This is a genomic window from Staphylococcus hsinchuensis (assembly GCF_038789205.1).
GTDB lineage: Bacteria > Bacillota > Bacilli > Staphylococcales > Staphylococcaceae > Staphylococcus > Staphylococcus hsinchuensis.
The window spans coordinates 1224935-1239731 of the sequence record NZ_CP128355.1; the positions used below are offsets into that span (position 1 = coordinate 1224935).

The 14797-nt window shown below is 33.5% G+C and carries 12 protein-coding genes and 1 pseudogene; 8 read left to right on the plus strand and 5 right to left on the minus strand.

Annotated elements, in window-relative coordinates; all coding sequences use genetic code 11:
• Positions 1-121 precede the first annotated feature (121 nt).
• Positions 122-505 (minus strand): kinase-associated lipoprotein B, encoded by a 384-nt coding sequence (kapB, locus tag QQM35_RS06220; protein ID WP_251519332.1) that lies wholly within the window; start codon positions 503-505, stop codon positions 122-124.
• A 69-nt stretch (positions 506-574) separates the two neighbouring features.
• Here kapB and QQM35_RS06225 point away from each other — a divergent pair, with 69 nt between their 5' ends.
• The 5 genes from QQM35_RS06225 (at position 575) to QQM35_RS06245 (ending at position 6122) form a co-directional block, all read left to right on the plus strand.
• Positions 575-1168: a peptidylprolyl isomerase gene (locus QQM35_RS06225; protein WP_251519334.1), complete on the plus strand. Its 594-nt coding sequence runs from the start codon at positions 575-577 to the stop codon at positions 1166-1168.
• A 299-nt stretch (positions 1169-1467) separates the two neighbouring features.
• The gene (gene ygs / locus QQM35_RS06230; protein WP_251519336.1) at positions 1468-1851 is read left to right on the plus strand and encodes a S1 domain-containing post-transcriptional regulator Ygs; all 384 of its coding nucleotides are present in this window, start codon (positions 1468-1470) and stop codon (positions 1849-1851) included.
• Between the two features lie 201 nt (positions 1852-2052).
• On the plus strand, positions 2053-3189 hold the full coding sequence (locus QQM35_RS06235; RefSeq protein WP_342610277.1) for an NADH-dependent flavin oxidoreductase: 1137 nt from the start codon (positions 2053-2055) through the stop codon (positions 3187-3189).
• Positions 3190-3576: 387 nt separating this feature from the next.
• Positions 3577-4767 (plus strand): ornithine--oxo-acid transaminase, encoded by a 1191-nt coding sequence (locus QQM35_RS06240; protein WP_251519372.1) that lies wholly within the window; start codon positions 3577-3579, stop codon positions 4765-4767.
• Positions 4768-4877: 110 nt separating this feature from the next.
• Positions 4878-6122 carry a Glu/Leu/Phe/Val family dehydrogenase gene (locus tag QQM35_RS06245; protein WP_251519373.1) on the plus strand — a complete coding sequence of 415 codons (1245 nt, stop codon included), beginning with the start codon at positions 4878-4880 and terminating at the stop codon, positions 6120-6122.
• A 265-nt stretch (positions 6123-6387) separates the two neighbouring features.
• Here the strand turns inward: QQM35_RS06245 and QQM35_RS06250 are convergent, their stop codons facing one another.
• The 3 genes from QQM35_RS06250 to QQM35_RS06260 all read right to left on the minus strand — a co-directional run bounded on the left by QQM35_RS06250 (position 6388) and on the right by QQM35_RS06260 (position 10166).
• A complete protein-coding gene (locus tag QQM35_RS06250; RefSeq protein ID WP_251519374.1) occupies positions 6388-7368 on the minus strand; it encodes a glycerophosphodiester phosphodiesterase in 981 nt (326 codons plus the stop codon).
• 214 nt (positions 7369-7582) lie between these two features.
• Positions 7583-8971 (minus strand): argininosuccinate lyase, encoded by a 1389-nt coding sequence (gene argH / locus QQM35_RS06255; RefSeq protein WP_251943224.1) that lies wholly within the window; start codon positions 8969-8971, stop codon positions 7583-7585.
• A complete protein-coding gene (locus QQM35_RS06260) occupies positions 8961-10166 on the minus strand; it encodes an argininosuccinate synthase (RefSeq protein WP_251519377.1) in 1206 nt (401 codons plus the stop codon). The genes argH and QQM35_RS06260 overlap by 11 nt, the downstream gene beginning before the upstream one ends.
• A 330-nt stretch (positions 10167-10496) precedes the next feature.
• Here QQM35_RS06260 and QQM35_RS06265 point away from each other — a divergent pair, with 330 nt between their 5' ends.
• Positions 10497-11828 carry a glucose-6-phosphate isomerase gene (locus QQM35_RS06265; protein WP_251519379.1) on the plus strand — a complete coding sequence of 444 codons (1332 nt, stop codon included), beginning with the start codon at positions 10497-10499 and terminating at the stop codon, positions 11826-11828.
• A gap of 106 nt (positions 11829-11934) precedes the next feature.
• Here QQM35_RS06265 and QQM35_RS06270 read toward each other — a convergent pair whose 3' ends face one another.
• The gene (locus tag QQM35_RS06270) at positions 11935-13173 is read right to left on the minus strand and encodes a DUF1958 domain-containing protein (protein WP_251943222.1); all 1239 of its coding nucleotides are present in this window, start codon (positions 13171-13173) and stop codon (positions 11935-11937) included.
• Positions 13174-13569: 396 nt separating this feature from the next.
• On the opposite strand from QQM35_RS06270, the pseudogene lepB (QQM35_RS06275) reads away from it, so the two are divergent.
• A pseudogene (lepB, locus tag QQM35_RS06275) lies at positions 13570-14085 on the plus strand (signal peptidase I); the annotation flags it as partial.
• Positions 14086-14109: 24 nt separating this feature from the next.
• Positions 14110-14685, plus strand: a complete 576-nt coding sequence (gene lepB / locus QQM35_RS06280) for a signal peptidase I (RefSeq protein ID WP_251519535.1) — start codon at positions 14110-14112, stop codon at positions 14683-14685.
• The last annotated feature ends 112 nt before the right edge of the window (positions 14686-14797 follow it).

Here is a 14797-nt window from a genome sequence, read left to right on the forward strand (position 1 = left end):
AAAACTGAGTATAACGTCATTATACATGAATTATACGGATCTGAAAAACAACGATCTTCCCCATATTGACAATATTTAAGAGGTTGTTAAATAGGAAGAAACGCGTTAAAGAAATCAATTTTTATACAAATTCTTGTTTATACTGAATACCATAATCTCGTTTCAATTGTTGCAAATTGTTTAATGATTTTTGAGCGTGCAATGTATCTTTAGATTTTAATTTTTCTTCAAGTTCTGTAATCGCATTTTGAAGTGATTGGGTATAAGGTAATTGCTCTACATTAAATGGTTTAAGTTGCGCCATTGTCGTGTAACGCTTTTCATATTGACTCAAAGCTTTACGTTCATGGAAAAATACATTTTCTGTTTCCTTTGGATTATGTAAATCACCTTGCTTCGGATGTTTAATCACTTGTTCGATTTGGACTAACACTTGATCATCATTTTGCTCCTTAATCGTTACACCGTAAACGCCTGTTTTATGTGCAAATTTATATAACTCCATTCATTTCATCCTTTCTATTCTTTTATGTTAAAATACATTTATCATATTAACATGAAATGGAGAATGAACATGACGAACTATCCTCAATTAAATAAACAAGTACAAGATAATGAAATTAAATTAGTAATGCACACAAATAAAGGAGATATGACATTCAAACTATTTCCAGAAATCGCACCAAAAACAGTAGAAAACTTTGTTACGCATGCAAAGAATGGTTACTATGATGGCATTACATTTCACAGAGTAATCCAAGACTTTATGGTTCAAGGAGGCGACCCTACAGCAACAGGTATGGGTGGTGAAAGTATTTATGGAGGACCATTTGAAGATGAGTTCTCATTAGAAGCTTTCAATTTATATGGTGCTTTATCAATGGCCAATGCAGGCCCTAATACAAATGGATCACAATTCTTTATCGTTCAAGCGAAAGAAGTACCTGAATCAATGTTAAGCCAATTGAAAGATGGAGGTTGGCCTGAACAAATTGCTGATGCTTATGGTGAACGAGGCGGCGCGCCATGGTTAGACCAGAAACATACTGTTTTCGGTCAAATTATTGAAGGTGAATCTACATTAGAAGATATCGCAGCGACTAAAGTAGGTGCACAAGATAAACCCGATTTCGATATTACTATCGATAAAATTGAAGTTGAAGAATAAGTCTAGAATTAAGTGATCAATACTTATTGTAAAGAGTTGAATATATGATTTTGTCCTAAGTGTTAGCATGATAAGTTTAATTACTTGGGGCAAAGTGGAAATTATAACAGGATTAACATTCTTGAATTTAATCTACACTGTAAATATGAGGTGTAATTAAACGAAGGAGTTGATTCTGTTTTTTTATAGTGTTGGAACTTAAAGGCGTGGTAACCCCATATTATTTATAATATTAGTGCCGAGAATTAATATGTGCTATTATAATAGTGTTAAGTATTACGAAGTAAGGGGTTATAACGTTGAATCATCACTATAATGTAGGTCAACATATCAAAGTACGTGTGACTGGTATTCAACCGTATGGCGCGTTTGTTGAAACCCCGGATAATGCTGAAGGATTAATCCATATTTCGGAAATTATGGATGATTACGTCCATAATTTGAAAAAGTTTTTATCAGAAGGCCAAATTGTTAGAGCGAAAGTAATTTCGATTGATAAAGAAGGCAAATTGAATCTTTCTTTAAAAGATAATGACTATTTTAAAAATTATGAACGTAAGAAAGAAAAACAATCAATATTAGATGAAATAAAGGAAACCGAAAAATATGGGTTTCAAACAATAAAAGAACGCTTACCGGTTTGGATTAAACAGTCAAAAAATAAGATGAATAATGAATCTTAATTAATGAATAAGGTTAGGGCATGTGTTGTGTCTTAACCTTATTTTTTTATATCAAATAAAGGTATATTATAACTTTAAAAAATTAGAGTTTAAATGTAAGCAAAAAAGTTTCATTTGATAAAACGTATCACTAAAATAGGAATTAGTTAAATACAATATGAAAGTAAGTAATTACAATCAATTGATTTGGAGGAATGTAACGTGAACGATAAGTTTAACCCATTGTTTGAAGAATTGGAGTTGCCAAATAAGGTTAAGTTACGCAATAGATTTGTATTAGCCCCATTAACGCATGTGTCATCAAATGATGATGGTACAGCTTCAGAAGATGAGATTGCATATATGGAACAACGCTCTCAAGATGTAGGTCTCGCTATCACGGCAGCAAGTAATGTAACTGATTTAGGAAAAGCTTTCCCAGGACAACCTTCTGTAGCACATGATAGTGACATTGGAGGATTAAAACGACTTGCCCAAGTGATGAAGAAAAATGGAGCAAAAGCCATTGTTCAAATACATCATGGTGGTGTACAAGCTCTGCCTAATTTAACACCAGATGGAGACGTTGCTGGTCCAAGCCCAATTTCATTAAAAAGTTTCGGACAAAAAGAAGAACACGATGCGAGAGAAATGACATCGGAAGAAATTGAAGAAACGATTAAAGCTTTCGGCGAAGCGACACGCCGTGTTATAGAAGCTGGATTTGATGGTGTGGAAATCCACGGTGCAAATCATTATTTAATACACCAATTTGTTTCACCATATTATAATCGTCGTACAGACGAATGGGGTAAAGATAAATTTAAATTCCCATCACTCGTAGTAGATGAGGTTGTAAATACAGCACGTCACTATGGTAATGATGATTTCATCATTGGCTATAGGCTTTCACCTGAAGAAGCAGAAGAACCTGGTATTAGTATGGAGATTACAGAATCACTTATTCAATTATTAAAAGAAAAACCATTAGATTATGTTCACGCTTCACTTATGGACATTCATTCAAAAACTCGCGAAGGAAAATATAAAGATCAAAGTCGAATTAAATTATTAAGCCAATGGTTAGATGGTGAAATGCCATTACTAGGTATCGGTTCAATCTTTACTGCAGAACAAGTTCTTGATGCAATTGAAAATACAGATGCTGACTTTATTGCTTTAGGTAGAGAAATATTATTAGACTATGAATTCGTTGGAAAAATACAAGCGGGCAAAGAAGATGAAATTATTTCTAAATTTGATCCAGAGCGAAAAGACAAACATCAATTACCACCAAATTTATGGGATCAATTCAATAATGGTTTCTATCCATTGCCAAGAACAGATGAAGAAGAATAATTCATGAGTATGAGAGACGACTATATATGCTTGTAAGCATATATAGTCGTTTTTAGTATATATTTTAATCCAATGAATTGGCTCTAATAATTCTTTTATTCTAATAAAAGATTGGTATAAAGAGTTATTTAAAGATTTTGAATTTTTTATGTAATAGACTTGTATATTTATATCGTTATATGTCATTATATATGTAAGGGTTTTCATAACGCTGAATGACTTAATATAGAGGTGTATTAAAGGCCTCTAAATATTAAGCTGAAATCCTAATTCAAAGCGTTTTTAGAATTAGCATATAGTTTCAGTTAGACAGTAAAATGAGTTATGCTATTGATAAGTGTTGAAAGTGCATTTGAGACGCTAATATTTAAACTAAGGGGAGATATCATGACAAGATCAGAAGAAATCATTGAATTAACAAATCATTTTGGAGCTTCAAACTATGTACCACTTCCTATCGTTATTTCAGAAGGCGAAGGGGTATGGGTTAAAGATCCTGAAGGTAACAAGTATATGGATATGTTGTCAGCATATTCAGCTGTTAACCAAGGTCACAGACATCCAAAGATTATTCAAGCATTAAAGGATCAAGCTGACAAAGTGACACTTGTTTCTCGTGCTTTCCATAGTGATAATTTAGGCGAATGGTATGAAAAGATTTGTAAAATTTCTGGAAAAGAGAAAGCACTACCTATGAATACTGGTGCTGAAGCTGTAGAAACAGCTTTAAAAGCTGCAAGACGTTGGGCATATGAAGTTAAAAACATTGAACCGAACAAAGCAGAAATTATTGCATTCAATGGTAACTTCCATGGTCGTACTATGGCACCTGTTTCACTTTCATCAGAAGCGGAGTATCAAAGAGGTTATGGCCCATTACTTGATGGTTTCCGTAAAGTAGATTTCGGTGATATTGAAGCGGTTAAAGAAAGTATCAATGAGAATACTGCAGCTATATTAATCGAACCAATTCAAGGGGAAGCAGGTATTAACGTACCTCCTGAAGGTTACTTAAAACAAATCAGAGAGTTATGTGATGAACATAATGTACTTTTCATTGCTGATGAAATCCAAGCTGGGTTAGGTCGTTCAGGTAAATTATTCGCAACTGATTGGGATGACGTGAAACCAGATGTTTATATTCTTGGGAAAGCCTTAGGTGGCGGTGTATTACCAATTTCAGTAGTACTAGCAGATAAAGAAGTATTAGGCGTATTTACTCCAGGTTCACATGGTTCAACATTTGGTGGAAATCCATTAGCTTGTGCTGTTTCAAATGCTGCTTTAGATGTTATCATTGATGAGGATTTACCAGGTCGTTCATTAGAGCTTGGTGAATATTTCAAATCAGAATTACAAAAGATAGACCATCCGGCTATTAAAGAGGTACGTGGCCGTGGCTTATTCATTGGAATCGAACTTACTGAAAATGCAAGACCATATTGTGAAGCACTTAAGGAAAAAGGTCTATTATGTAAAGAAACGCATGAAACAGTAATTCGTTTTGCTCCACCACTTATCATTTCTAAAGAAGAATTAGACTTTGCTTTAGATAAAGTTAGAGCTGTATTTGAATAATTATCAAAAAATGTAATATAAGTTTTATTAACACTTTAAAATGCATTATCTTATGTTACAATTAGCATGAAAGCGAAAACATTAGTAACGAAAAAGAGGCGAAAAGGATCATGACTGAGAATAATAGTTTAGTTACTTCTACGCAACACATTATTAAAGAAGCTTTGCACAAACTGGGATTTGACGATGGTATGTATGATCTTGTTAAGGAACCTTTAAGATTCCTTCAAGTAAGAATTCCTGTACGTATGGATGATGGTACAGTTAAGACGTTCACTGGTTACCGTGCACAGCATAATGATGCTGTTGGGCCAACTAAAGGTGGGGTAAGATTCCACCCAGATGTAGATGAAGAAGAGGTTAAAGCATTATCAATGTGGATGTCATTGAAATGTGGCATCGTAGACTTACCATACGGTGGCGGTAAAGGCGGTATCGTTTGTGACCCACGCCAAATGAGTATACATGAGGTAGAGCGTTTATCACGTGGATATGTTCGTGCTATCTCTCAATTCGTAGGGCCTACAAAAGATATTCCAGCGCCAGATGTTTTTACTAACTCACAAATCATGGCATGGATGATGGATGAGTATAGTTCATTAGATAAATTCAACTCACCAGGATTCATCACAGGTAAACCACTAGTATTAGGTGGTTCTCAAGGACGCGATCGTTCAACTGCGTTAGGTGTAGTTATCGCGATTGAACAAGCTGCTCAAAGAAGAAACCTAGAGCTTAAAGGTGCTCGTGTCGTTATCCAAGGTTTCGGTAATGCTGGTAGTTTCTTAGCTAAATTCTTATACGATATGGGAGCAAAAATAGTCGGTATTTCAGATGCATATGGTGCATTACATGACCCAGAAGGGTTAGATATTGATTATTTATTAGATCGTAGAGATAGTTTTGGTACAGTTACAAACTTATTTGAAGAGACAATTTCAAATAAAGAATTATTCGAAATTGATTGTGATGTATTAGTGCCAGCTGCCATTGCGAACCAAATTACAGCTGACAATGCACATGACATTAAAGCTGATGTAGTAGTTGAAGCAGCAAATGGACCAACTACTCCAGAAGGTACACGTATCTTAACTGAACGTGGCATCTTATTAGTACCAGACGTATTAGCAAGTGCTGGTGGCGTAACGGTATCTTACTTCGAATGGGTACAAAATAACCAAGGTTATTATTGGACTGAAGAAGAAGTAAATGAAAAATTACGTGAGAAATTAACTACAGCATTTAATACGATTTATGAACTTTCACAAAACCGTAAGATTGATATGCGTTTAGCTGCATACATCGTAGGTATTAAACGTACAGCAGAAGCTGCACGTTACCGTGGTTGGGCATAATATTTAATAGTGTTTGTTTAAGATAAAAAGAGTTGGAAACTTATCTAGTTTCCAACTCTTTTTTGTGATTTTGCTAATATCAGTTATACAGAATAAATCGTCATAGTCATTTCGACTATAAAATCAAAGTCTCCAAATGCTTTTGTATACATTTTGAAGAATTTAAATAAACCCTACCAAAGATTTATAATCAACATCTTTGGTAGGGCTTTGTTTATGATATATGACGGTCTATGTCATAGATTAATAGTAAATGTATTTGAGTTTATTGTTCTTGGTTTACTTGCTCGTACATGTCAGCATAGTTTGTAAATAAACCATCAACGCCGTATTGATTTAAACGTTCCATATCAGCTTTTGTATTTACAGTGTAAGGGTGAACGAGGAACCCTGCTTTTTTAAGGTTTTGAACATTTTGAGCAGTTAAATCTGTATATTCAGGGCCAACACCAATTGCAGTTTGACGTAAAGTATTGAAGTCTTGTTGAGTCATGCTCGTTAATTCACCTTTATCTAATAATCTCACAAGAGGTACGCTTGGATTTAATCTCTTCATTTTTTCTAAGCTTGCTTGTGAGAATGATTGAATCATTACGTGACCATTTTTAAGTGATTGATTTGTTAACATGTTGTGTCTATTTAATGTATTAAGTAAATCTTGTTCCATACCTGGATATACATCTGGTGATTTTGTTTCGATATAGTAGTTTGCATTTGGGCCGTAACGTTCAAGGATTTCGTCTAAAGTAGGTATTTTTGCACCAGCGTATTTTTCGTTAGCATATTCAGGATGTGTTGCATTGAATTTGCTACCAGCGTCTAATTTTTTTAATTCATCTAATGTATATTGGTCAACTCTGCCTGTACCATTTGTAGTTCTATCCACTGTTTCGTCGTGCATAGCTACTAAATGACCATCTTTCGTTCTTTGTAAGTCAATTTCAATATATGATGCGCCTAATTCGTTATGACTTTTGTCATATGAATAGAATGTATGTTCAGGTGCATAACCACTTGCGCCTCTGTGTGCGATAGTTGTGTGTTTCTCGCCAGTTAAATTATGCGCTTCTTTATGGCTAGCATTGTTTGGATTTGATTTTAATTGTGATGCTGAAGAATAACGATTTTCATTTGGACCTTTGTTTGAATTGTCGTTAGTACTTGCTTGAGATACAGCAGAAGTACCTAGTAAAGATAATGATAATACAGTAACGCTTGAAACCATTAATTTTGTCGCTTTTTTCATAAATACGTTCACTCCTAAATTTTTACTATATTCTCACATTACAAAAAAAGAGGAGTGAATAGAATACTATTTACGCTATCTTTATTTAAAATAAATAATGTTAACTCATCCATAACAATATAAATATTGGATTAATTTTGTTCAATTTTTACTGTAATACTAAAAATGCGATACAGAAAAGTTTTGAAATTATTTCTGTATCGCATTAACCATATTATTCATTTGTAGTTTTAAATTTTTGTTTGATGACTTCGATTTGTTTTTTTACGGCATCATGTCCTGTTGAACCGTAACTTGTTCTACGACTTATACAATTTTCAGGTTTTAAATACTCATAAATATCCGCTTCAATGCTCGCATGGGCATCTTTGTATTGTGTAAGTGGGACATCTAATAAATATACATTATGTTGTATAGCCCATAATACAAGTTTACCTACGATTTCATGTGCTGTTCTAAAAGGAACCCCTTTATTTACGAGATAATCAGCGAGTTCGGTTGCGTTTGAAAAATCTTGTTCAACAGCACTTTGTAGTTGATTTACGTTTACCGTCATCGATGCGATCATACCATCAAAGATACGAAGTGAGCCTTTAATGGTGTGGATTGCATCGAATAATCCTTCTTTATCTTCTTGCATATCTTTATTATATGCGAGAGGCAGTCCTTTTAATGTTGTTAGCATACTTACTAAATGACCTGTTGTTCTCCCCACTTTACCTCGAATGAGTTCAGCCATGTCAGGATTTTTCTTTTGGGGCATAATAGATGAGCCAGTTGAAAATGCATCAGATAACGTGACAAAATTGGCTTCAGCTGAAGACCAAAAAATAATTTCTTCAGCAAAACGAGAAAGGTGTACCATCGTTAAGCTAATATTGTGGAGTGTCTCTACAATGTAATCACGATCACTTACTGCATCTAAGCTATTTTCGTATAGATTTGCAAACTCTAGTGATTCTTGCGTAGTATGACGATCGATAGGATAAGTTGTTCCGCTTAATGCTGCTGCTCCAAGAGGGGATATGTCGATACGTTTTAAACTATCTTGGAAACGTGTTTTGTCTCTATCGAGCATCCAATAATACGTTAATATATGATGTGCAAATGAAATTGGTTGCGCTCTTTGTAAATGCGTATAACCTGGCATAATTGTTTCGATGTGCTTTTCAGCTATATCAACGATTGTTTGTTGGAAAGCGTTAATGAGGGAAATTATTTCATTAACTTCATCTTTTGTGTATAAATGCATATCCGTCGCGATTTGATCATTTCTACTACGACCAGTATGCAATCTACCTCCAGCATCGCCTATACGTTTAATCAACTCATGTTCTATATTTAAATGTATATCTTCTAGAGATATATCTAAAGGCAAGTTTCCATTTTCGTAATCCTTTAGTATTTCAGTTAATCCTTTGATAATTGCATCACAATCAGCTTGAGAAATAATATCTTGTTTGGCTAACATTTTCGCATGTGCAATACTTCCTTGAACATCATATTTAATCAATATTTGATCAAATCCTACTGAAGCATTAAATTCATCTACCCAATCTTCGGGTTTTTCACTAAATCTACCACCCCAAGCTTTATTGCTCATCGTTATAACCTCCATGTAACATTGCGTTCACTTGAGTAGGAAGACCAAAGATATCGATAAATCCAACCGCTGATTCTTGATTGAATGCATCTTCTTTTGTATATGTCGCTAGTTTTTCATTATATAAAGTGTGAGGAGATTTTCTACCATTAACAATTGCATTACCTTTGTATAATTTAATGCGTACTTCACCACTAACATATTTTTGCGTACTATTTATAAATGTTTTTAAGCTATCTGTGAGTGGTGAATACCAAAGGCCATTATAGACTTGCTCAGAAAATTGCTTTTCAATGACTGGTTTGAAATGCGCAACATCTTTTGTCAATGTGATGGTTTCTAAGGATTTATGTCCCTTTAAAATAACTTCTGCTGCAGGTGTTTCATAAACTTCTCTTGATTTAATACCGACAAGTCTATTTTCAACATGGTCTATTCTTCCTATACCATGTTTTCCAGCTAATTTATTTAATTCTAAAATTAAGTCGCTGAGTTTATAAGTTTGTCCGTTTAGTGAAGTAGGTAGACCTTCTTCAAAAGTTAGTAAGATTTCTTCAGCTTCATCAGGTGTGTCTTCTAACTCACGAGTTAAATCATATGCATCTGCAGGTGGTGCTGCGAAAGGATCTTCAAGTATGCCACATTCGTTACTTCTACCCCATAAATTTTGGTCAATTGAGTATGGTGAATCATGTTCAATAGGAACTGGAATATTATGTTTTAATGCATAATCGATTTCTTCTTCACGACTCCAAGCCCATTCTCTAACTGGAGCAAAAACTTTTAAGTTTGGATTTAAAGCTTTTATTGCAACTTCAAAACGAACTTGATCGTTACCTTTACCTGTACAACCGTGGGCAATACCTACTGCATCTGTTTTCTCAGCGATCTCTACTAATTTTTTTGAAATTAGAGGTCTGGATAAAGCAGAAACGAGTGGGTAAGTACCTTCATACATTAAGTTACCTTTGATTGCATAGGCTACGAAGTCTTCACTGAATTCTTCTGTAGCATCTATGATATGACATTCGACTGCACCCATATCTAATGCTTTTTGGTGTACAAGTTCTAAATCTTTTCCTTCGCCGACGTCTAAACAACAAGCTACCACGTCATAACCTTTATCTAATATCCATTTTACTGCAACACTTGTGTCTAATCCGCCTGAATATGCTAATACGATTTTCTCTTTCATAAGTTTCACCTCTATATATTAATTGAAATTTAATTTGTTAAAAATGAGTATAGCAGATTTGTTAGGAGAATAAAACCAATAAATTACATAAATATGCAAATTTCAGAAAATAAAATCTTTTGGCAACAATTTATAAGTAAGTTGAATAATCGTTTTTGTCTATTCTAATGTGTTTGGATATTGTATATTATATGTATATTAGGTTTGGTGAACAATTTGTTTTCAGGGTCAATTGTGTGAAAACTTATTTTGTACAAAGCCAGTTGTTTGAATAGTGAATTTAAACTTAGTAAAATTAGTTTTGAAATATAAACACGGGAGGCAATTCACATGACTCATATTCAATTAGACTATCGTAAGACTTTAGAGTTCTTTGGTGAACATGAAATGCAACAACAACAAGAAGTGGTTTCTACGATTCATAATATAATCCATAAAGGTACAGGCGCAGGAAATGATTTCTTAGGTTGGTTAGATTTACCTGTAGATTATGACAAAGACGAATTTTCACGTATTCTAGAAGCTTCTAAACGTGTGAAAGAGAATTCTGAAGTATTAGTAGTCATTGGTATTGGAGGTTCTTATTTAGGGGCGCGTGCAGCGATTGAAATGTTGACATCATCATTTAGAAATAGTGATGAATATCCAGAAATCGTCTTCGTCGGTAATCATTTATCATCAACTTATACTCAACAATTAGTTGATTATTTAGATGGAAAAGATTTTTCTGTAAACGTTATTTCTAAATCAGGTACGACAACAGAACCTGCAGTTGCATTTAGACTGTTCAAACAATTATTAGAAAATAAATACGGAAAAGAAGAAGCTAAAAAACGCATCTTCGCCACAACTGATAAAGAAAAGGGTGCGCTAAAACAATTAGCGACAAATGAAGGTTACGAAACATTTATTGTACCTGATGATATCGGCGGCCGTTACTCAGTTTTAACTGCAGTAGGATTATTACCAATTGCAGTAGCAGGTATTGATATCGAAGCCATCATGAACGGTGCAGCGAAAGCACGTGAGGAACTATCATCAGACAAATTAGAAGAAAACATTGCCTACCAATATGCGACAATTCGTAACATTCTTTATACAAAAGGGTATACGACAGAAATGTTAATTAACTACGAACCATCATTACAATATTTCAATGAATGGTGGAAACAATTATTTGGTGAATCTGAAGGAAAAGACTTTAAAGGTATTTATCCATCAAGCGCTAACTACACTACTGATTTACATTCATTAGGACAATATGTTCAGGAAGGGCGTCGTTTCTTATTTGAAACAGTAGTTAAAGTAGATACACCTAAACATGATATTAAGATTGAAGCAGACCCAGATGATCTAGACGGTTTAAATTATTTAGCTGGTAAGACAATTGATGAGGTTAATACGAAAGCATTTGAAGGTACTTTACTTGCACATACTGATGGTGGCGTGCCTAATTTAGTTGTAAATGTACCTCAATTAGATGAAGAGACATTTGGCTACTTGGTTTATTTCTTTGAATTAGCTTGTGCTATGAGTGGTTACCAACTCGGTGTGAATCCATTTAATCAACCAGGCGTTGAAGCATATAAACAAAATATGTTTGCGTTATTAGGTAAACCAGGATTTGAAGATAAGAAACAAGAACTTGAAGAACGTTTATAAAAAATTCATTTGAAGAAGCTTTGACATAAGTACAAAATTAAGGCCAACCCTTAAGATTAATTTCTTTTGGGTTGGCCTTTGTATTAAAAATAAAGCACATGCATTGCTAACTATGTTTTTTCTTATACGTATTTTTAAGTACAAATATCATGATGATTATAAATATTAGTAATATAGCAATAAATATATAGGTAATGATTTGTTTCCAATTAATCACAGGTTCAACTTCAACACTAGGTGGGTGGGCGCCTTTTAAAAATGTACGCTTATAATTGAGAGTCAATGTGTTATCATCTGAAATTTTGAAACTGTAATCATGTAACTTTGTAGGAACGACATCGTATAGGTCATGCTTTACTTTATATACTTTACCGTTTATTGTATGTCGACCTTTAGTTAAAACTTTGCGGTATTCATAATGGTCAAAAGCATGTTTAATTAATCCATTAGAAATTTGTTGTCGTGCATGCTTTGCTTTATCACTTGGATAAGGTTGTGTATTAAACAATGTAGAAATTACGCGTAAATGATTTCTTTTCGCGGTTAATACTAAATTATATCCATTATCACTTGTTCCAGTCTTTAAACCATCGACATCTTTCATTCCGTCTGGAAAAGAGGGGAGAGATGTATTCGTATTGTGTAGAGACTTGTGATATTGTAAATCGCTTTTTAGACTTGTGATTTTTAAAGCTTCAGGATAGTGGTTTAATATATAATGTGATAATAATGACATATCGTTGGCAGTCGTATAACTATAAGTTTGATTTTGATACTGTTTAGGCGCAAACGGTTTGAGTAGTTTAATGTTTGCACCGCTTGGATTTGTAAAATGAGTGTTTTGCATACCGATTTGTTTCGCTTTTTTGTTCATACGGTTTGTAAAATGAGAAGAATTTCCATCAATTTCTTCTGCGAGTACTAAAGTAGCAGCATTACTAGATTCAAGCATAGCTTGCTTAACCAATTGGAGTATAGAAAAGGTTTGGCCTGTTTTTAAAGGGAAAGTTGTCAAATTAGGTATTTGGGACATTTTTTGTTCCCTTAAATCGATTTTAACTGTGTCATAAAAATTGAACTTTTTATGTTTGATATCATCAAGAATGAGGGCGAGGGTCATAAGTTTTGTAGTTGAAGCAGGATCGACTTGTTTATGAATATTGTAGTTATATAAAATTTGTCCATTTTTGGTAGTAACTTGAGCGCTTTTTGGATTATTTTGTTTATTTACATGAATATGTTCATTTTCTGCGATTTGGTATGGGGATTGTCCAGCAAATGTATATAGCGGAGCATAGATTGAAAGTAAAATTAAAAACGAAAGTATGACTCCTAACTTTTTCATTGAATCGTCTCCTTGATTTTCATTAAAAAATATTCAACATATTGCATCATTCAAATAGAAATTGTTGGATAAATTAAAATAAATTCCAATGGCAAGTGTCATTACTATTCAAAGGTAAGAAGTATCAAAGTTATTATGAGTAATTGGATTTTACTTATATATTCTAATTCTAACAAAAACGATGATGATTGGGTTGTTTTTTATATAAACATTCATAAATAACACAATAAAATTATAAATCTTTAATTTTAATAGTCGAAACTACCTGGGACTAGAGACCGATTTTTAAGTAAAAAGATATTAAATGGTTCCAATAAGGTGTTTTTACACTTATAATGAAATACCGTAGTTTGTATTATTGTGTAAAGGTTGAAAAAACGTCAGGAGAGTGTCTATGTGAAACGCATCATCAAACATATCATCGCTTTAATATGTGCTTTAATTTTTGTGCTGATGTTACAAGCCTTTGTCATTTCTGGTGCTGTGATACAAGATAATCAGATGAAACCGACTTTACAAAAAGACGACCGTGTTATAATAAATAAACTAAAAACTACTTTTAATTTACTAGGCAATAGTGATATTATATTGTATCGTAAGGGTGACAAAGTCCATGTAAGCCGAGTTATTGGGAAACCTGGTCAATCTGTTGAATATAAACATGGTAAACTTTATCGAGATGATAAATATGTTGATGAGCCTTATACTCATGGCAAACAAATTGAATCGTTATCATTAAGAAAAGTGAAACACTCCGAAGGCAATATATTACCACCCGATACATATTTTGTATTAAATGATCGCCGAGGTAATGATAAAGATTCAAGAACATTCGGACTGATTAAAAAACGAGATGTGATTGGCAACGTGAGTTTAAAGTATTATCCATTTGATCAATTCACGGCTAATTTTAACTTAATAGATGAGGTGTACAAATTGAGAAAAGAAGTAATAGAATGGATTGTCGCAATAATTGCAGCGCTTGCTATATTTTTTTTAGTAACAAATTTTGTTGCAAAGTCATATACAGTTAAAGGTGATTCAATGGATCCTACATTGAAAGACGGAGAACGCGTAGCTGTAAACTTATTTGATTACAAACTAGGCGACATTAAAAAAGGTAACGTTATTGTGTTCCACGCTACAAAAAATGCTGATTACGTAAAACGTGTTATCGGTACGCCTGGAGATTCAATCGAATATAAAAAAGACAAACTTTATGTTAACGGTAAGAAAGTCGATGAACCTTACTTAAACTATAATGAAAAACACAAACATTATGATTATATTACTGGAAGCTTTAAAACAAAAGATATAGATAGAGAAACACATAAAAATAAAATTCCTAAAGGCAAATTACTAGTGCTTGGAGATAATCGTGAAGTCAGCAAAGACAGCCGTTCATTTGGCTTAATTGATAAAGATAAAGTTGTAGGTAAAGTTTGGTTTAGATATTGGCCATTAAATGGTATGAAATTTGGATTTGATCCAGATACAGATTACGGTAAATAAAGAATTATAAGAGCTAGAACATGTTAAAAATGTTCTAGCTTTTTTATGCATGGATGCTGAAATTAGCTGTTGATCATTATCATTGTGTAACACTTTATATGTTAAAATGGAA